This window comes from Nocardioides sp. Soil777 (assembly GCF_001428425.1).
Lineage (GTDB): Bacteria > Actinomycetota > Actinomycetes > Propionibacteriales > Nocardioidaceae > Nocardioides > Nocardioides terrigena.
Map to the genome: position 1 here is coordinate 637,776 of NZ_LMSN01000001.1, position 19,258 is coordinate 657,033.

At 72.2% G+C, this 19,258-nt stretch carries 16 protein-coding genes; 3 read left to right on the forward strand and 13 right to left on the reverse strand.

Annotated features, from left to right (window positions below; genetic code table 11):
- Positions 1-85: 85 nt before the first annotated feature.
- The 6 genes from ASG88_RS03135 to ASG88_RS03160 all read right to left on the reverse strand — a co-directional run bounded on the left by ASG88_RS03135 (position 86) and on the right by ASG88_RS03160 (position 9,591).
- A complete protein-coding gene (locus tag ASG88_RS03135) occupies positions 86-1,003 on the reverse strand; it encodes an SDR family NAD(P)-dependent oxidoreductase (RefSeq protein WP_157559522.1) in 918 nt (305 codons plus the stop codon).
- Between the two features lie 38 nt (positions 1,004-1,041).
- Complete coding sequence (locus tag ASG88_RS03140; RefSeq protein WP_056885899.1) at positions 1,042-2,124, reverse strand: hypothetical protein; 1,083 nt, start codon at positions 2,122-2,124, stop codon at positions 1,042-1,044.
- Complete coding sequence (locus tag ASG88_RS03145; protein WP_082599807.1) at positions 2,121-2,681, reverse strand: SigE family RNA polymerase sigma factor; 561 nt, start codon at positions 2,679-2,681, stop codon at positions 2,121-2,123. Before ASG88_RS03145 ends, ASG88_RS03140 begins: the two co-directional genes overlap by 4 nt.
- Positions 2,682-2,749: 68 nt before the next feature.
- Positions 2,750-3,811 carry an ABC transporter permease gene (locus tag ASG88_RS03150; protein WP_056885900.1) on the reverse strand — a complete coding sequence of 354 codons (1,062 nt, stop codon included), beginning with the start codon at positions 3,809-3,811 and terminating at the stop codon, positions 2,750-2,752.
- Positions 3,808-4,698: an ATP-binding cassette domain-containing protein gene (locus tag ASG88_RS03155; RefSeq protein WP_056885901.1), complete on the reverse strand. Its 891-nt coding sequence runs from the start codon at positions 4,696-4,698 to the stop codon at positions 3,808-3,810. Before ASG88_RS03155 ends, ASG88_RS03150 begins: the two co-directional genes overlap by 4 nt.
- 18 nt (positions 4,699-4,716) lie before the next feature.
- Complete coding sequence (locus ASG88_RS03160) at positions 4,717-9,591, reverse strand: NAD-glutamate dehydrogenase (protein WP_056885902.1); 4,875 nt, start codon at positions 9,589-9,591, stop codon at positions 4,717-4,719.
- Between the two features lie 146 nt (positions 9,592-9,737).
- Here ASG88_RS03160 and ASG88_RS03165 point away from each other — a divergent pair, with 146 nt between their 5' ends.
- Positions 9,738-10,208, forward strand: a complete 471-nt coding sequence (locus ASG88_RS03165; protein ID WP_056885903.1) for a DUF2505 domain-containing protein — start codon at positions 9,738-9,740, stop codon at positions 10,206-10,208.
- A 7-nt stretch (positions 10,209-10,215) separates the two neighbouring features.
- On the opposite strand, the gene ASG88_RS22870 is transcribed toward ASG88_RS03165, so the two are convergent.
- The 4 genes from ASG88_RS22870 to ASG88_RS03180 are packed head-to-tail and all read right to left on the reverse strand — an operon-like array spanning position 10,216 to position 13,793.
- Positions 10,216-10,377, reverse strand: a complete 162-nt coding sequence (locus tag ASG88_RS22870) for a hypothetical protein (protein WP_157559523.1) — start codon at positions 10,375-10,377, stop codon at positions 10,216-10,218.
- Positions 10,374-12,008, reverse strand: coding sequence for an L-glutamate gamma-semialdehyde dehydrogenase (gene pruA, locus ASG88_RS03170; RefSeq protein WP_056885904.1), 1,635 nt, complete (start codon positions 12,006-12,008; stop codon positions 10,374-10,376). Before pruA ends, ASG88_RS22870 begins: the two co-directional genes overlap by 4 nt.
- 10 nt (positions 12,009-12,018) lie before the next feature.
- Positions 12,019-12,357: a DUF6912 family protein gene (locus tag ASG88_RS03175; protein WP_056885905.1), complete on the reverse strand. Its 339-nt coding sequence runs from the start codon at positions 12,355-12,357 to the stop codon at positions 12,019-12,021.
- Positions 12,354-13,793 carry a WS/DGAT/MGAT family O-acyltransferase gene (locus ASG88_RS03180; RefSeq protein WP_056885906.1) on the reverse strand — a complete coding sequence of 480 codons (1,440 nt, stop codon included), beginning with the start codon at positions 13,791-13,793 and terminating at the stop codon, positions 12,354-12,356. Before ASG88_RS03180 ends, ASG88_RS03175 begins: the two co-directional genes overlap by 4 nt.
- A gap of 169 nt (positions 13,794-13,962) precedes the next feature.
- On the opposite strand from ASG88_RS03180, the gene ASG88_RS03185 reads away from it, so the two are divergent.
- A complete protein-coding gene (locus ASG88_RS03185) occupies positions 13,963-14,421 on the forward strand; it encodes a hypothetical protein (RefSeq protein WP_157559524.1) in 459 nt (152 codons plus the stop codon).
- Between the two features lies 1 nt (position 14,422).
- The gene (locus tag ASG88_RS03190; RefSeq protein ID WP_235534704.1) at positions 14,423-15,760 is read left to right on the forward strand and encodes a hypothetical protein; all 1,338 of its coding nucleotides are present in this window, start codon (positions 14,423-14,425) and stop codon (positions 15,758-15,760) included.
- 97 nt (positions 15,761-15,857) lie between these two features.
- On the opposite strand, the gene ASG88_RS03195 is transcribed toward ASG88_RS03190, so the two are convergent.
- The 3 genes from ASG88_RS03195 to ASG88_RS03205 all read right to left on the reverse strand — a co-directional run bounded on the left by ASG88_RS03195 (position 15,858) and on the right by ASG88_RS03205 (position 19,210).
- Positions 15,858-17,177, reverse strand: a complete 1,320-nt coding sequence (locus ASG88_RS03195; RefSeq protein ID WP_082599808.1) for a calcium-binding protein — start codon at positions 17,175-17,177, stop codon at positions 15,858-15,860.
- A gap of 107 nt (positions 17,178-17,284) precedes the next feature.
- Entirely contained in the window at positions 17,285-18,547 is a 1,263-nt protein-coding gene (locus tag ASG88_RS03200) for an AAA family ATPase (RefSeq protein WP_056885908.1), read from the reverse strand.
- Positions 18,548-18,550: 3 nt separating this feature from the next.
- A complete protein-coding gene (locus ASG88_RS03205; protein ID WP_157559525.1) occupies positions 18,551-19,210 on the reverse strand; it encodes a hypothetical protein in 660 nt (219 codons plus the stop codon).
- Between the last annotated feature and the right edge of the window lie 48 nt (positions 19,211-19,258).

Sequence of the window (19,258 nt, forward strand, 5' to 3'; positions counted from 1 at the left end):
GGCCCGGTCAGGTGGCCGGGCCGCCGTCCGACCGCGTGGCGTCCGCGACGCGGCGTACGACGGGTGCGTGAGCCACCGTGCGTGCTCAGTGACGTGGCAGGCTCACCGCCGCGACGGGCTCGGCGGGTACCACAGGGACCTCGCCCCGCGCGGCGGCGGAGTCGGGGGTCCGTCGCGACAGCTCGGCGGTCACGAAGTCGGTCAGGCGGGGCGCCACCAGGTTGAGCACCTCGGCCGTCGACCCGATCAGCCCGTTGACCGTGATCGGGCGGTCCTCGAGGGCCCGCACGATGCGCTCGGCACAGTGCTCGGGACCCTCCGCCCGCCGGCCCGCGTAGGCCTCGGTCGGGCCGATCATCGGGGTGGCGACCAGCCCGACCCGCACGTTGGTGCAGGTGACGTTGTCGAAGAACGCCTCCCGGCCCAGGATCCGGCCGAAGACGTCGAGGGCGCTCTTGGCGGCGATGTAGGCGGCGAACTTGGGCGCCTTGATCTGGTTGCCCCAGGTGACGATGTTGACCACGTGACCGAAGCGCTGCGCCCGCATCGCCGGCAGCAGCCCCAGCGTCAGCCGCACCGGCCCGAGGTAGTTGACGGCCATCATCCGCTCGAAGTCGTGGAAGCGGTCGTAGGACAGCTCGAGCGACCGGCGGATCGAGCGCCCGGCGTTGTTGACCAGGTAGTCGACGGCGCTGTGCCGCTGGAGCACCTCGGCCACCAGTGCGTCGATGGCGTCGCCGTCGGTGAGGTCGACGGTGTACGCCGTCGCGCGGCCGCCGTCGGCGACGATCGCCCTCCGCACCCGCTCGAGCTCGTCGGCCCGCCGGGCGACCAGCAGGACGTGCGCACCGCGGCGGGCCGCGGCGTACGCCGTCGCCTCGCCGATGCCCGACGAGGCACCGGTCACCATCACGGTGGCGCCGTACAGCGGGCTCTCCGCACCGGTGAGGCGGCGGGTCAGCCGGGCGATCCGGGCGCGTGGGGTCTGGAGGAGCAGGCTCACGGCGCCGACCCTATGCGGTGCGGTGCGGGCGGCGGTCGTCACATGTCGTTGCCGAGGAACGCGAGGTCGCCGCCACTGACCTCCAGCACCTCGACCTCGTCGCACGCGCCCGTCACCGCGTCGCAGTCGTGCACGACGTTGCCGCTGGAGCCGTAGGACGCGACCAGGACCGAGCCGTCCGTGTCGACGGTCCAGCTCGTCGCACCGTCCTCCTCGGTGACCGACAGCCGGAGCGGGTCGCCCGCACCCGTGGGGGCCAGCGTGCTCGACCACGCCAGCACGTGCGCGCCGTCGTGGGTGAGCTGGGAGTCGATGGCTCCGCGGACGTAGGTGTAGTCGCGCTGGCCCACCCCCGGCTCGGGCTCCGGGACGGCACCGTCGTAGAGCACGATGCCGTTGCGGACGTCGGCGATCGAGGTCCCCAGCCCCGCGAAGGGACGGCCGAAGTTGCCGTCGAGGTCCCACACGTTGGTCCCGTTGCCGTCGCGGAAGAAGACCGCCCCGTCATCGAAGGCGTCGATGACGACGGTGCACCCCTCGCAGATGAGGTTGATCTGGTCGACCAGCTCACCCGTGCCGGTATCGACGACCATGAGGCGGGGCACGCCACCGCGGAGGACGGCGACGGCCACCTCCGACGACGTCGAGTCGGCCTTGGCGGTCGGGCGGAAGTCCGGATCCGGCTGCACCTGCCCCTCCCACAGCGGGGTGACCTCGCCGTCGAGGTCCCGAAGCATCGGTCGACCAGCCTCGTAGAACACGATGCCCTCGGGGGTCGCGGCGGCGTCGGTGTCGAAGCCGGGGACCTGCGAGGTCGGCACACGCAGCCCGCCGTAGCGCAGGTCGCCCCCGGGATCGGCGTACGCCCGCAGCCCGTCGGCGGCGCCGACCACCGGCTCGGTCGCCACGTCGCCCTTCCCGGCCCTCTGGTCGGACGGGCCCACCAGCTGGGTGGCGGCCAGGCCGCCCAGCACGAGCGCGGCCGCCACGGCACCGACGGCCACGGCCCGGCGCCGGTTGCGGATCCGCCGGCCCTCGCGCACCACGGTCGCCAGGTCACCGGGGGGCGGGGTCGCCCGGTCGAGGCGTTCGGCGAGCGCGTCGCGCAGGTCGGTGCTCATGCCAGGTCTCCTTCGTCGAGGGCCGCACCGGTGGCGCGGCGGAGGTTGCCGAGGGCGGCGGACGCCTGGGACTTGACGGTCCCGCGCGAGCACCCGAGGGCGGCCGCGATCTGCTCCTCGCTGAGGTCCTCGTAGTAGCGCAGCACGATCACCGCGCGCTGCCGGGGCGGCAGCGCGGCCACGGCGTCCCACAGGGTGCTCCGGTCGGTCACGCCGTCGTCGAAGGACGGCTGGGGCGGTGGCTCGCCGACGTCGGCGTGCGGTCGCTCGCGGCGCCACCACGCCGACCGTCGGGTGCCGAGCACCTCGTTGACCACCATCCTGCGCACGTAGGCGTCCGGGTGGTCGGCGGCGCAGACGCGGGACCACGCGGCGTACGCCTTGGCGAAGGCCGCCTGGCAGGCGTCCTCGGCCGAGGCCCGGTCGCCGGTGATGGCGAGCGCGGTGCGGTACATCCGCGGCCAGGTGGCGGTGAAGTACGCCGGGAAGTCGCGCTCGTGCGTCTCCGCGGTCCTCCCCCGGCCGATCGTCGCCGTCTCGACCCCGTTGCTGTCCATGCCCTTCAGATGGCGGCGGGCATCCTCCCGGTTGTCCCCGGTCGGGAAGTTTCGGCCGGCCCTGCGGCTCAGGTCGTCTCCCAGCGGAACAACCGCGCCGCCAGCAGGGTCACCGCGACCGCGAAGGCCGCAAGCACCCCCATCGGGACGAGGGCGGCCGTCCAGTGGTCGCCCCGCACCATCACGTCGGTCATGCCGTCGTTGAGGTGGCGCAGCGGCAGGAGCAGCGAGAAGCCCTGCAGCCACCGCGGCGCCCCCTCCAGCGGGAAGAACGAGCCGGACAGGAACGCCATCGGCAGCACGATGAAGTTGGCCATGTTGACCGCCCCCTCGGTCGTCTTGGCGACGGCACCGGCGAGCAGCCCGATCGCCATGAAGCACAGCGTCCCGACGACCAGCAGCGGGATCGCGGCCGGCCACGCACCGGTCAGAGTCAGCCCGAAGAACGCGACACCGATGCCGAGGAAGATCGCCATCTGCACGAGCGCGACACCGAGCGTGACCGCCACCCGGGCGGACACCAGCGTGCGGGTGCTGACCGGCGCGAGCTGGAGGCGCCGCAGCAGTCCCGACTGCCGCCAGCCGTTGAGGGTCGCGGCGGCACCGAAGGCGGCGCTCATCGCCACGGCCCACCCGAGCAGCCCCGGCGTGACGTAGGCGATGGCCTGGAGCGAGTCGTCCTCCACGGCCTCGGTGCGCAGCGTGAACGTCGGGGGCCGGCCCGTCAGGGCGACGTTGGTGCCGTCCACGAAGGCGCGTAGCGAGCCCTGGACGATGGCGGATCCGACCTGGTCGGTGCGGGTGTAGTGGGCGACGAGCTCGTTGCCCTGCATCTCCACCACGACGTCCACGTCACCGCTGCGCACCTCCTCGATGGCCGCGTCGAGGTCGTCGCCGCGCTCCACGGCGAAGGTCGCGTCGAAGGCGGCGCGGGACTCGGCCGGCATCTCGTCGAGCAGCGGCACCGGGCCGACCTGGACCAGGTCGATCCGCGACTGCTCCTGGTCGCCGAAGATGCCGCCGAAGAGCACCAGGAACATCAGCGGGAAGACCAGCGCGAAGAAGACCGACGCCCGGTCCCGCAGGAAGCCCTTGAGGATCGCGGTGCTCAGCGTGACGAAGGACGTCATGCGCGGTACTCCCGCCCGGTGACCTCGAGGAAGACGTCCTCGAGGGTGCCGCTGGTCACCGAGATGCCGTGCAGGCGCCCGAGGCCGGCGAGCGCGTCGAGGACGGCGCCGGGTTGCGCCGAGGTGATCTCCACGCCGTCGCGGGTCTGCTCGAGGCGCTCGACGTGGGGTACGCCGCCCAGGCCGGCGGCGTCGCCGGGCACGGTGATCCGGGTCGACCTCCGGAGACCGCGGACGAGGGCCTGCGGGGAGTCGAGCTGGAGGAGCCGGCCCTGGTCCAGGATCGCCACCCGGTCGCAGAGCACCTCGGCCTCGTCCATGTAGTGGGTGGTCAGCACGACGGTGCGCCCGGAGTCGTTGAGGCCGGACAGCAGGTCCCAGAGGTTGCGACGGGCCTGCGGGTCCAGCGCCGCGGTCGGCTCGTCGAGGAAGACCACCTCGGGATCGTGGACGAGGGCGCACGCGATGGAGAGGCGCTTGTGCTGCCCGCCGGAGAGGTCCTCGACGCGGGTGTCCGCCTTGTCGACCAGCCCGACGCGCTCCAGCCACTCGTCGCCGACGGTGCGCGGGACGTCGTACAGCGACGCGAAGGTGTGGATCTGCTCGCGCGCCGTGAGCCGCTCGAAGAACGACGACGCCTGCAGCTGCACGCCGATCCGCGGCAGCAGCCCGGGGTTGCGGGGCCACGGCCGCTCGCCGAGGAGCAGCACCTCGCCGGAGTCGGGACGGCGCAGCCCCTCGATGATCTCCAGCGTGGTCGTCTTGCCCGCTCCGTTGGGCCCGATGATCCCGAAGAACTCGCCGTCAGCGACCTCGAAGGAGACGTCGTCGACCGCCCTGACCTCCCCGTAGGCCATCGTGAGGCCGCTGACCTCGATCGCTCCCATCCGCCGAGGCTAGCGGCGTCAGCGGGTGAGCAGCGTCCGCACCACCCGCAGGCCGACCGAGAGCCGGGCCAGGTCCGCCTCGTCGCGGCAGATCTGGTCCAGGGTCGCGGCGGCCCGCCCGATCAGCTCCGCGTCGGCGTCCTCCCACTCGGCCACCCGACCGGCTGCCGAGTCGCCGGCGTCGGTCGTCGAGAGCACGGCGGCGGTCAGCTGCTGGTGCACGGCGTAGAGGTCGTCGCGCAGCGTCGCGCGGGCCATCGTCTGCCACTTGTCGTCGCGCGGCAGGGCGAAGATCCGGTCGACCAGGGCGGGCAGCCCGAGGCGCTCGCCGAGGGCGAAGTGCACCCGTGCGACCTGGGCCGGCTCGAGCGACTGCTCCTCGGCCGTCTCGACGATGCCGAGCAGGGCGTACGCCGGCGACAGCACGGCCACCCGGGTGGCGAGCTCCTCGGGGACGTCCTGGCTGGTGAGCCGGTCGCGGCGCGCCTCGAAGCCGTCGGCCTCGCGACCGCTCATGATCCCCGGCAGCTCGGCCATCACGGACTGCACGCGCTCGCGGAAGAAGTCGACGGTCGCCTGCGAGTCGAGGGGCGGACGCCGGTTGTTGACCAGCCACCGCGACGCCCGCTCGACGAGCGTGCGCATCTCGATCCGCATCCGCGTCTGGCGCTCGGCCGGGACCACGTTGTCGTACGACGCGATCTCGCGGCGCAGCGACAGCGAGCCGAAGATCTCGCGGGCCACGAAGTTGGCGCGGGTGAGGTCGGCCGGCGAGGCGCCGGTCTCGCCCGCCAGACGCGGCCAGAAGGTCATCCCCGCACCGTTGACGAGGTCGTTGACCACCTGGGTCACGATGATCTGCCGACGCAGCGGGTGCGCCTCCATCGCACCGACGTGGTCGGCGTGCATCCGCTCGGGGAAGTAGGCCAGCAGGTCCTCGCGCAGGTAGGGGTCATCGGGAAGGTCGGAGGCCAGCAGCTCGTCGGCGAGCACGATCTTGGTCCACGCGAGGAGCACCGAGAGCTCGGGCACCGACATCCCCTGGCCGCGGTCGAGGCGGCGGCGCACCTGCCGCGAGGTGGGCAGCGCCTCGAGGTCCCGGTTGAGCACCCCGCGCTGCTCGAGCTGCTTCATCCAGTCCTCGTGGACGTGCAGCAGCGGTGCCGCGTGGGCGCTGGCGTTGGCCAGGGCGAGGTTCTGCTCGTAGTTGTCGCGCAGCACCAGCTCGGCGACCTCGTCGGTCATCTCGGCGAGCAGCTTGTTGCGCTGCTTCTCGGTCATGTCGCCCTCGGCGACGACCTTGTCGAGCAGGACCTTGATGTTGACCTCGTGGTCGGAGGTGTCCACGCCGGCCGAGTTGTCGATGAAGTCGGTGTTGATCCGACCCCCCTCGCCGTCGACGCCGAGGCGGGCGTACTCGATGCGGCCGAGCTGGGTGAGCCCGAGGTTGCCGCCCTCGCCGACGCACCGGGCGCGGAGGTCCTCGCCGTTGACGCGGATGGCGTCGTTGGCCTTGTCGCCGGCGTCGCCGTGGGTCTCCTCCGACGACTTGACGTAGGTCCCGATGCCGCCGTTCCAGAGCAGGTCGACGGGCGCGAGCAGGATCGCCCGCATCAGCTCGGCCGGCGTCAGGGACGTGACCCCGTCGGCGAGCCCGAGCGCGCGGCGTACGGCGTCGTGGACCGGGATCGACTTGAGCGAGCGCGACCACACGCCGCCGCCCTCGGAGATGAGGTCGGTGTCGTAGTCCTGCCAGCTCGACCGGGGCAGCTCGAAGAGGCGCTTGCGCTCGGCGTACGACGTCGCGGCGTCCGGGTCGGGGTCGATGAAGATGTCGCGGTGGTCGAAGGCCGCGACCAGGCGGGTGTGCTCGGAGCAGAGCATGCCGTTGCCGAAGACGTCGCCGGACATGTCGCCGATGCCGACCGCGGTGAAGTCCTCCGTCTGGCAGTCGATGCCGCGCTCGCGGAAGTGGCGCTGGACCGAGACCCACGCGCCGCGGGCGGTGATGCCCATCGCCTTGTGGTCGTAGCCCACGGAGCCGCCGGAGGCGAACGCGTCGCCGAGCCAGAAGCCGTAGTCCTTGGCCACGCCGTTGGCGATGTCGGAGAAGGTCGCGGTGCCCTTGTCGGCGGCCACCACGAGGTAGGAGTCGTCGCCGTCGTGGCGCACGACCCCGGTCGGCGGCACCGTCTCGCCCTCGACGAGGTTGTCGGTGATGTCGAGCAGCCCGGAGATGAAGGTGGTGTAGCAGGCGATGCCCTCGGCCAGCCACGCGTCGCGGTCGCTGGAGTCGGGCAGCTGCTTGCAGAAGAAGCCGCCCTTGGCGCCCACCGGCACGATGACGGTGTTCTTGACCATCTGCGCCTTGACCAGGCCCAGCACCTCGGTGCGGAAGTCGTCGCGACGGTCGGACCAGCGCAGGCCACCGCGAGCGACCGCACCGAAGCGCAGGTGCACGCCCTCGACACGCGGGGAGTAGACGAAGATCTCGAACTTCGGTCGCGGCTCGGGCAGCTCGGGGATCGAGGACGGCTCGAGCTTGAAGCTCATGTAGGGGTGCAGCTCGCCGTCGGCGCCGGTCTGGAAGTAGTTGGTGCGCAGCGTCGCGCGGACGTGGGTGCGGTAGGAGCGCAGGATGCGGTCGTGGTCGAGGCTGACCACGTCGTCGAGCGCGCGGGCCAGCCGCTCCTCGACCTTGGCCACCCGGGCGGCGCGCTCCTCGTCGTCGGCCAGCGCGCCGCCGGCGGGGTCGAAGCGGGCCTCGAAGAGCTGGACCAGCAGCCGGGTGATGTCGACGTTGCTGGCCAGCGCGCCCTCGATGTAGTCGAGGGCGAAGGGGGTGTTGCCCTGGCGCATGTACTTGGCGTAGGCCCGCAGCACGGTGGCCTGGCGCCACGTCAGCCCGGCGCCGAGCACGAGGCAGTTGAAGCCGTCGATCTCGTTGCGCCCGTCCCAGACCGCGCGCAGCGCGTCGGAGAACAGGTCGCGGGCGGTGGCCGGCAGCTGGCGGCCGTAGCGCAGCCCGAACTCGTAGACGTAGGACTCCCGGCCCAGACCCTCGAGCGTGTAGGGCCGCTCGTCGACGACCTCGACGCCCATCGAGGCGAGCATCGGCAGCACCCCGCTCAGTGACAGCGGTGCCCCGACGCGGAAGACCTTGAGGCGGGCCTCGCCGCGCCCGGCGTCGACCTGCTCGAAGAGCGCGAGGTCGATGCCCTCGTCGCCCTCGATGGCCTCGATCCGGCCGAGGTCGGCGGCGCCCTGGCGGGGGTTGAAGTCCTCCTTGTAGGCCTCGGGGAAGGAGTCGACCCACCGGCGGGCCAGGCGCGAGCCGCGCTCCTCGCCGTACTCCGTGACGACGGCGGAGGTGAAGTCGTCGCGCCACGAGCGCGACGCCTCGACCATCCGGCGCTCGAGGTCGGCCACGTCGACGTCGGGGACGGTCTCGCCCTTGCGCGGGTGCACGACGAAGTGGACCCGGGCGCTGGTGGCCTCGTTGACGCGCGCGGTGAACTCCACGCTGTCGCCCCCGAGGCGGTCCTTGAGGATCTGGGAGAAGCGCTCGCGGACCGTGGTGTTGTAGCGGTCGCGGGGCAGGTAGACGAGGACCGAGACGTAGCGGCCGTAGGTGTCGCGGCGGGCGAAGAGCCGCAGCTGGCGGCGCTCGCGGGCGTACATGACGGCCTGCGCCGTCGGGGCCAGCTCGTCGGGGGGCGTGTGGAAGAGCTCGTCGCGGGGGTAGTTCTCGAGGGTGTCCATCAGCGCCTTGCCGGCGTGGCTGCGCTGGTCGAAGCCGACCTGGTGCATCACCGAGCGGACCTTCTCGCGCAGCAGGGGGATCCGGCCCACCGACTCGGTGTAGGCCGCGCTGGAGAACAGACCGAGGAAGCGCTGCTCCCCCACCACCTCGCCCTGCGCGTCGAACGTCTTGACGCCGACGTAGTCGAGGTAGGCCGGGCGGTGCACGGTGGCGCGCGAGTTGGCCTTGGCCAGCACGAGCAGGGTCTTCTCGCGGGCCTTCTCCCGGACGAGCCCGGGCAGCTTGCCGAAGGACTCGGACATGTCCTGGTCGGCGCGCAGGATCCCCAGCCCGGTGCCGGGCATCGCCCGCAGCAGGAGGTCATCGCCGTCCTCCTCGAGGTGGTACTCGCGGTAGCCGAGGAAGGTGAAGTGGTCGTCGGCCAGCCAGCGCACGAACTCCGCGCCCTCGCTCACCTCGCCCGGGTCCAGCGGGGGCGGGTCCGACTCGAGCTCGGCGACCACGCCGAGGGCCCGGTCGCGCATCTTCTCCCAGTCCTCGACCGACTCGCGGACGTCGCGCAGCACCCGCTGCAGGGACTCCTCGATGAGGGCCACGTCGGCCTGGTCGACGACCCGGTCGATCTCGACGTGCATCCAGGACTCGTCGAGGGCGTCGGGAGCCGACTCCTCGACCACGCCCTCCTCGATGGCGCCGACGGTCTGCAGGGCGCCGGTGATGTCGCGGGTGACCTCGAACTGCGGGTGGATGACCACGTGCACGTTGTGCTCGAGGCGGGAGAGCTCCATGGTCACCGAGTCGACGAGGAAGGGCATGTCGTCCGTGACGACCTCGACCACCGTGTGTCCGGCCGCCGACCAGCCGGCGTCGGCGGGGCCGGGGGTGACGACCCGCACCGCGGCGGTGCCCTGCGGCCGCGACTGGGCGAGCCGGTGGTGGGAGGCCAGCGCGCCGTACAGGTCCTCGGGGCTGCGCTCGACGAGGTCCTCGGCGGCGACGTGCCGGTAGTAGGCGATCAGGAGGTCCTCGACCTGGTCGTGGTCGGGTCCTCCGGTGCCCTTCGAGTGACGCGCGGCATCGGCGGCGCGGGTGAGCAGTTCGGCCTTGTCGTCCTCGAGCGTGGTGAGCACGATCCGACACTAGGACCCGGCTGTGACGGCCACAACACGGGGTCGGCCCCCAATGTCTCGTCCACCAGACATCCGGTCGTGACGGGTCCGGGCGCCTCCGCCATGATGTCCCGCATGCCGCACACACACGAGAGCAGGACCCGCTGATGGCCACGTCGCTGCGCAAGGAGCTCACGTACGACGCCAGCCCCGACGCCGTCGCCGCCATGCTGGGCGACGTCGCCTTCCGCGAGGAGGTGCTCGCGCGCCAGCACGTGCTCCGCGGGTCGGCCTCGGTGGAGGGCGACACGGTGGTCGTCGAGCAGGTGCAGTCGGCCGCCTCGCTCCCGTCCTTCGCCCGGAAGTTCGTCGGGGACGAGATCGTCATCGTCCAGACCGAGCGATGGGGCACGACCACCGCCGCCGACCTGCACCTGGCGATCCCGGGCAAGCCCGGCGACATCACCGGGGGCGTCACGCTCTCCCCCGCCGGGGCCGGCACGGTCGAGGTCGTCGACCTCACCGTCAAGGTCTCCATCCCGCTCGTCGGCGGCAAGATCGAGAAGCTCGTCGCGGACATGATCGAGAAGGCGCTCGCCAAGGAGCACCAGGTCGGCCAGGAGTGGCTGGCCCGCTGACCTCCGGTCAGTCCTCGGGGTCCTCGTGCTCCTCGCGGCGGCGCCACCAGACGACCACCGCGAGGAGCACGAACGGACCGAACGCGAGCAGCAGGACCAGGGCCTGCTCGTAGGGGTGCAGCGACCCCATGTGCAACGGGGTCGGGACCCCGGGGTGGAGCAGGGTCACTCGGCGTCCATGTAGGGGTACCGGTGGTCCTTCGGGGGCACGAACGTCTCCTTGATGGAGCGCGGCGAGGTCCAGCGCAGCAGGTTGACCGCGGCGCCGGCCTTGTCGTTGGTGCCCGACGCGCGACCGCCGCCGAAGGGCTGCTGCCCCACGACCGCGCCGGTCGGCTTGTCGTTGACGTAGAAGTTGCCGGCCGCGAAGCGCAGCGCCTGCCGCGCCCAGGCCACCGCGGACCGGTCCTGCGCGATGATCGCGCCGGTCAGCGCGTACGGCGCGAACGACTCCATCTGGTCGACGACCTTCTCGAACCGGTCGTCCTCGTAGACGTGCACGGCCAGGATCGGGCCGAAGTACTCCTCGGAGAACATCTGGTCCGTCGGGTCCGTGGACTGCACGATCGTCGGGCGCACGAAGTAGCCGACCGAGTCGTCGGTCTGCCCGCCGGCCAGCAGGGTGAGGTGCTTGTTGGCCCGCACCCGGGCGATGGCCTTCTTGTGCTTGGCGAAGGCGCGGTCGTCGATCACGGCACCCATGAAGTTGCTGAAGTCGGTGACGTCGCCCATGGCCAGGCCGTCGGTGTCGGCGACCAGCTGGTCCTTGATCTTGTCCCACACCGAGCGCGCGACGTACGCACGTGACGCGGCCGAGCACTTCTGGCCCTGGTACTCGAAAGCGCCGCGCAGCAGCGCGACGCGGGCGACGTCGGGATCGGCGGACGGATGCACGACGACGAAGTCCTTGCCGCCGGTCTCGCCCACGATGCGCGGGTAGGCGCGATAGCCCGAGATGTTGGTCCCGACGGTCTGCCACAGGTGCTGGAAGGTCGGGGTCGAGCCGGTGAAGTGGATGCCCGCGAGGTCGCGGTGGGTGAGCGCGACCTTGGACACCTCGAGGCCGTCACCGGGAAGCATGTTGATGACGCCGGGCGGCATGCCGGCCTCCTCGAGCAGCTCCATGGTCAGCGACGCGGCGAGCTGCTGGGTGGGCGACGGCTTCCAGATCACGGTGTTGCCCATCAGCGCCGGCGCGGTCGGCAGGTTGCCGGCGATGGCGGTGAAGTTGAACGGCGTGATCGCGTAGACGAAGCCCTCGAGCGGCCGGTGGTCGGTGCGGTTCCAGATGCCGGGGCTGTTGGCGATCGGCTGGTCGGTGAGGATCTCGCGCGCGTAGTGGACGTTGAAGCGCCAGAAGTCGATCAGCTCGCAGGCCGAGTCGATCTCGGCCTGGAACGCCGTCTTGGACTGGCCCAGCATGGTCGCGGCGTTGATCCGCTGTCGCCACGGGCCGGCCAGCAGGTCGGCGGCCTTGAGGATGATGGCGGCGCGGTCGTCGAAGGACATCGCCTGCCAGTCGGGGGCGGCCGCGGCCGCGGCCTTGACCGCCGCCTCGGCGTCCTTGGCCGTGGAGTTCTTGAAGGTGCCCAGCACGTGCTGGTGGTCGTGCGGCTGGACGACCTTGATCTCCGCGCCGCCGCCGTTGCGCCGTCGGCCGTTGATGTGGGCACGCAGCGTGTGCTGCTTGCCCTCGAGCCGGGCCAGCTCCGCCTTGAGCGCGGCGCGCTCGGGGCTGTGCGGGGCGTAGGTGAGGTTCGGCTCGTTCACCGGAGCCGGAGGAGATGTGATCGCGTCCATGGGGCCGACCCTAGCGACCCGCGAGCAGGTCCGGGATCTCCTGGGTGGCGTACCACGCGAGGTCGTCGTCGGGGTCCGCGTCGTCGTCGGTGTCGACGTGCACGGACGCCACGAGCCGCACGGGCACCGACGTGGCCCCGACCGGCACCTCGGCGACCAGCACGACCCGGCGTCCGGGACCCTCGAGGAGGGCGGCCGAGGCGTCCGCGGCGGTCATCAACGCGGCGTACTCCGCCTCCTCCGAGTCGTCCTCGGCGGTGATGGGGTCGGCGTCGACCGGCACCGTGTCCTCGGCGTGGAAACGGGCCAGGAGGGCCAGGGTGGTCGGCAGGTAGGCGCGGACGCTCACGTGCGCTCCCCCTTTCTCCGGCCGCGGGGCGCCCGCTTGCGGGCCCCGCTGGCGGTCTCGGCGAGCTCGTCGAGCGACTCGAGCAGGCACTGGCCGAGGGTGTCGACGTCCGGGACGGCGTCACGGTCGGCGGTGATGCCGTAGAAGACGCCCCCGTTGTACGACGTGACGCCGACGGCCAGCGTGTGCTCGGGCAGCAGCGGGTGGACCGGGTAGGTCTCCACCATCTCGGCGCCTGCGGCGTACAGCGGGAACTGCGGACCGGGGACGTTGGTGACCGAGAGGTGGAAGCCGCGACGGGCCTCCGCGGCGGCCACCCGGGAGCCGAGCGCGTGGAAGGTCGTCGGCGCGAAGCCAGCGATCCCCGCCAGGCGACGGGCCGAGACCGCACGACCGGTCTCCTTGTGGGCCTGGAAGCCGTAGCTGACCTGGTGGAGGCGGACGACCGGCGAGGCCTCGCTGATCGGCAGGTTGACCAGGTGGCCGGCGATCTGGGTGCCGAGCGAGGTCGCCTCGAGGTCGTCGTCGATCACCGACATCGGCACCATCGCGCGGATCGTGCGGACCCCGGCCATCGATTCGGTGCGCGTCATCAGCCAGCCGCGCAGCGCGCCGGCGATGGTGGCCAGGACCACGTCGTTGATCGTGCCGCCGTGCACGCTTCGGATCTGCTTGTAGACGTCGAGCTCGGTGCGGACGGCGAGGAACCGGCGCTGCTGCGAGAGCGGCCGGTTGATGGGGCTGCCGTGGACCGGGCTCCGTCCGGCCAGGGCGCCGGCGACGCCACCGACCCTGTGGGCGGCCGACGACACCGTCCGGGCCGCGGACTCCGCGTTGGCGCGCACGGTGTGGACCGCGGTCCCGGGCCGCTCGAGGGTGTCGGTGACCGCCCCCAGCGCGAGGCCGAGCGCGGTCGGTCGGCCCCGGGGCTGCCACTCGTCGTGGCCCAGGTCCGGGGCCTCGGGGGTGGTGTCGAGCAGGACCTGCCCGATGTCCACGGTCTCGCGACCGTCCACGAGGATCTGGTGGCTCTTGGTGAGGACCGCGACACGACCCCCCTCGAGCCCCTCGACGAAGTAGATCTCCCACAGCGGCCGGCTGCGGTCCAGCGGGCGAGAGGCGATCCTCGCGACCAGCTCGCGCAGCTGGTGGTGGTCACCCGGGCGCGGAAGCGCGGAGCGGCGTACGTGGTAGCCGATCTCGAAGTCCGGGTCGTCGACCCACACGGGGTTGGCGAGCCGGCCCGGCACCGTCTGGAGACGCTGGCGGTAGCGGGGCACGAAGGCGATCCGGTCGGCGATCAGCTCCACGAGGCGGGAGTAGTCGAAGCCGGAGTCGCCGGGCTCGAAGATCTCCACCGTGGCGTTGTGCATCGGCGTCGATGGGGACTCGGTGGCCAGCAAGGCCAGGTCCCGCGGCCGCAGCCGCTCGGTCATGTCAGCCCCTTCGTATGGTGTCGGACACTCCTGGCGGCCCACGGGACGGCCCGGACGCCGACGGTGTTGCTCCCCGTGCGATTCTGGCAGAGGCTCCCACCCCGAGCGGTGGGAGTCCAACGCCGACACGGGGTGCAGGCCCCGCAACACCGACTCGCTGGAGGAACCCATGCGCGCGACGCGGCTCACCCCGCTGGCCACGACCCTGCTGCTGGTGACGCTGGGCGTCGCCGGCTGCGGCGGTGACGACACCACCCCGGAGCCCGACACCAGCTCGTCCGCCTCGGCCTCGGAGTCGGCGAGCGAGAGCACCAGCGAGAGCGCGTCCGCGACGCCCAGCGACAACACGCAGACGCCGGAGCCCGAGCGGCCCACCATCGAGATCACCTTCGAGGGCGACACCGTCACCCCCAACGGGGAGCGCGTCGCGGTCCCGCTGGGTGAGGAGATCGACCTGGTCGTCACCGCCGACGCCCCCGGCGAGCTGCACGTGCACTCGACCCCCGAGCAGGAGCTGGCCTACGAGGCCGGCACCAGCACCCTCCCGCTGGTCATCGACCAGCCCGGCATCGTCGAGGTCGAGTCGCACGACCTCGAGCTCGTGGTCGTCCAGCTCGAAGTCCGCTGAGGTGGGCCTGCCCACCGCCGAGCGCGACCTGCTCGCCCACGGGATCGGCGGCGCCAAGGACCTCCCGATCCCGCTCGAGCTCGCGATCGCCGGCGCGGTCGCCGCGCTGGTCGTGTCCTTCACGGTGCTGGCGGTCGCGTGGCGCTCCCCGCGCTACGACGCCGCCACCAGCGGCCGGCCCGCACCGGCGTGGCTCGACCGGCTGACGTCGTCCACCGCGTGGCACGTCGCGCTGCGCGTCGTCGGCTTCGTCTTCTTCCTGTACGTCGCCGCGGCCGCCGTCTTCGGACAGGACAGCCTGGTCAACCCGTTCCTCGGCGTCTTCTACACGCTGCTCTGGGTCGGGATCGTCCCCGCGTCGGTGCTCCTCGGCCCGGTCTGGAAGGCCATCAGCCCCAGCCGGACCATCAACGCCGTGCTGGCCAAGGTGTCGGGCAGCGACCCCGAGGTGGGGATGTACGCCTACCCCGAGCGGCTGGGCTACTGGCCGGCCGCGGTGGGCCTCTACGCCTTCGTGTGGCTCGAGCTGGTCTACCCGCATTCCACCGAGATCGGCCCGGTTCGCCTCTGGTGCGCGATCTACATCGGCATCATGCTCATCGGTGGCGCGCTCTTCGGCAACCGCTTCTACGAGCGGGCGGACCCCTTCGAGGTCTACTCGTCGCTGGTGGCCAAGCTGTCGGTCTGGGGACACCGCGACGGGCGCCTGGTCGTCCGGAGCCCGCTCGCCAACCTCGACACCGTCCCGGTCGCTCCCGGCCTCGTCGGCGTGGTCGCCGTGCTGTTCGGGAGCACGGCGTACGACTCGTTCAAGGAGGCCAGCCCGTGGGTGAGGTTCGTCCAGACGACGTCGATCCCCTCGGGCCTCATCGACAACATCGCGCTGCTCGTCTTCTGCGTGGGCGTAGGGGTCGTCTTCGCGGCCGGCTGCATGGCGACCGGTGTGGGACCCGAGGTCCGTCGCTCGACGCTGCCCGACGTCTTCGCGCACTCGGTCGTCCCGATCATCGTCGGCTACATCATCGCCCACTACCTGACCTACCTCGTGGAGTACGGCCAGACGACGATCGTGCAGCTGAGCGACCCGTTCAGCCGCGGTGACGACTACCTCGGGACCGCCGACCTCGAGGTCAACTACTGGTTGTCCTTCCACCCCGACTTCCTGGCCCGGCTCAAGGTCGGCGCCGTGGTCGTCGGCCACGTGCTCGGCGTGATCGCGGCCCACGACCGCGCGGTCCGGATCCTCCCCCGGCGCCACCAGCTGACCGGTCAGCTCTCGCTGCTCGTCGCGATGGTGTTCTTCACCGTGGGCGGGCTCTACCTGCTGTTCGCCGCCTGACGCCCGCGCGACCGGATCACGCAGAACGGCGAACGGGACCGGCCGCCGGCCCTTGGCCGACACCGGTCCCGTTCACCACCCGGAGGTCGTGAAGGGCTCAGCCCATCGCGGCGAGCCGTCGTGCGGCGTACGACGCCGCCACCGGTGCGGCCGTCGGCTGCGCGGCCGCGCGGGCGCTGACACCCGCCACCGGGCCGTAGGGCCAGCCGGCGGGCAGGTGGCTGATCACGGTGATCGACTCGCACGTCTCACGCTCCGCGCGGATCTTGTCGAGGGGGTCGATGCGACCGATGTAGATGACGCGGTCGTTCTTGCCCTCCGCGGCGGTGCCGATGTCGTCGTAGTCGTCGCAGTAGAACTCGTCGCGGACGCCGTCGTCGTACAGGTAGATGGTGTCGTTGCCCTGCTCGGCGTAGACCTTGTCCTCGCCGGGACCGACGAAGAAGGTGTCGTCGCCCGGGTCGCCCTTGATGTAGTGGTCGTTGCCGTCGCCGTCGATGATGACGTCGTCGCCGTTGCCGCCCTGGAGGGCGTAGTCGTCACCGGGCCCACCGTCGATGACGTCGTTGTCGTCGAGGCCGAGCAGCTTGTCGCGGCCGTCGCCGCCGCGGATCACGTCGTTGCCGGGGCCGCCGTTGATCTCCGGGGAGCGCTCGCCGTTGCCCTTGGAGGTGGGGGCGATCCCGTCGTCCCCGGTGCCGCCGTCGAGGACGTCGTTGCCCGGACCGCCGTTGATGTTCTCCGCGCCGTCGCTGCCGGCGATGGAGTCGTCGCCCGAGGCACCGGCGAGGCGGTCGTCGCCCGCTCCACCGTCGATGGCGTCGTTGTCGCCGTTGCCGTCGATCAGGTCGTTGCCGTCCCCACCGAGGATGGCGTCGTGGCCGGTGCCACCGTCGATGCGGTCACCCTCGGTGCCGCCGTCGATGGTGTCGTTGCCCGCGGCACCGACCAGCCAGTCGTTGCCCGTGCCGCCGACGAAGGAGTCGTCGCCGCCCTGGCCCTGCAGCTTGTCGTTGCCGACCTGTCCGACCAGGGCGTCGTTGCCGGGGCCGCCGACGACGTTGTCCACGCCGTCGCCGCCGTCGAGCGCGTCGTTGCCGGTGCCGCCCATGAGGAGGTCGCCGCCACCGCCGCCCAGCAGGGTGTCGCGGCCGTCCTGGCCCCAGAGCTTGTCGTTGCCGGAGCCGCCGTCGACCCAGTCGTTGTCCGGGCCGGCATAGACCACGTCCTTGCCGCCCTTCGACGTCACGCGGTCGTTGCCGGTGAGGGCCTTGATCATGTCCGGCCGACCGGAGCCCCTGATCTGGTCGGCGGCACGGGATGCGGTGTCCCGTGCTGCGACGGCGGGCGCCGCGGCCAGTCCGAGGCAAATGACCAAACTTACGGGCGCGCCGAGGCGCGCAAACATACTCTGCATGGGAGTACTCCAAAGAGGGGGTGGATCCGGGGGGGATCCCAGTGTCACCTCTTGACGCCGTCTTGTCAGATCGTTGACAAAACCCGCGAGTCTGAACGTGGTTCAGATCACGTCGTGGACGTACGCCTCCAGCGCCGCCGACCCGCTCGCCGCCCCCCGACCACCGGGGGCGCGGACGCAGGGAACGTCGCGTCCGCCACGGCTCCGTAGCCGCGCAGCAGGGCCGTGTCCCCCGCCTCCACCAGCGCGCGGCCCGAGACCAGGGCCCGGTCGGCGGCCGCACGGTCGTCGGGCAGGAAGTGGAGTCCGAGCACGCGGGAGAAACCCTCGACCATGCCGGCGATCTCCCGCTCCGACCACCCCAGGGTCGGGCGCATCCGGTTGACCACCACGCGCACGGGCGCCCCTCCGGTCCGGTCGCGCAGCTCGACCAGCCCGCGGGCCAGGCGGGACAGTCCCACCGGGTCGGCGGAGCCGACCACGACCACCTCGTCGGCGAGGTCGAGCGCGGTGATCGTCATGGCGTTGCGCGAGGGTCGGGAGCCGAAGTCCTGGCCGGGCTCGTCCTCCAGGCTGAAGCCCGTGTCGACCACCACGTCGCCGTGCTCGAGCGCACACTCGAGGGTCTGCTCCAGTGCGGAGCCCCGGACCTCGATCCAGCGGTCCGCCCTGGGCAGGCCGGTCACGACCCGCAGGTGGTCACCGACTCCCCGGCAGGTCGACGCGAACCTCTCGCCCAGGTGTCCCGACCCCGCCAGCCGCGCGGCGGACAGGATGCCGGAGACCTCGTCGAGGATGCCGAGCTGCTGGGCCACCCCACCGCCGTACGGGTCGGCGTCCACCAGCACGGTGTCGCGACCCCGCCGGGCGAGCAGCGAGGCGAGGGTGACGGCCGTGGTGGTCCGACCCGGTGCGCCACCGGGTCCCCACACCACGACGAGGCGGTGGCCGGGATCGGCCTCGAGCGCGTCGGGGGCCGGGGGCGCCAGCGCATCGGCCCGGACCCGGGTGTCCGCGACGTCCTCCACCGTGGCGACCGCCTCGGCCAGGCCGTCCGGGTCGTCGAAGGCGACCAGCGCCCGTACGTCGATGCGCTGGGCGCGGGTGAGGACGTCGGGGTCGTCGGTGCGCGAGACCACGGCGACCGGACGCACGGCGTACCTGCGCAGGTGGGCGACCGCCGAGGGGTCGAGGCCGGGGGCCTCGAGCCCGACCACCGCCACGTCGGCCTGACCGCTGGTGGCGGTCGCCAGCAGGTCGTCGACGTCGACGCACCTCTTCAGCACGACGACGCCGTCCTGGCCGTCGAGGCGGGCGAGCGCCGCGGACTCCCACGCGGCACCCGAGGCCATCATCAGCACGCAGATCATGGCTCAGCCCTGCCCGAGGACCCGCACGCGCTGCTCCTCGCTCGCGGCGAGGAGCTCCGCCAGCGCCTCCGATTCGTCGCGCGGGATGCCGAGCACCAGCTGGCGGCCGACGCCGACCGAGCCGAGCGACTCACCGGCCGTCGGCGCGTCGATGACGACGACGTCGCTCAGCACCGGCCCGGACAGCTCGCTGCGCCGTGCGGCCTCGCCCGGGACCACCCACAGCTCGACGACCGAGCCGGTCGCGATGCCGCTCGGCACCAGCTCGCTGGGGAACGACAGCGACAGGCTCACGGTGTCGCCGTCCTCCGGTGACCCCAGCGCCGCACCGGGGACCAGCTCGCCCTCGCCGAGCCCACGCACCAGCTGGAGCCCGTCGGGCAGCGGGTCGTCGGTCGCGAGGTAGCGGTCGAGGTCGGCGGCCTCCTCGAAGCGCACCGACGTGGCCACCAGGTCCTCGGCGGAGAGGCGGTCGCCCGGCGCCAGGTCGACGGCCGCCGCCCAGACGGTCACGCTCCGGTCCGCGCCGTCGAGCAGGCGGGCCCCCGCGACGACGGACACGGCAACAAGGGCGACCCCGACCCACAGGCGCGGATCGCGCCAGCCGGGCGGCTGGGCGCGGGTGGCGGCGGGCACGTCGGGAGCGGTGTGGGTCCGAGACACGCACAGCATCATGTCCACCCGGACGCGATCGCACACCTGCTCGTCCAC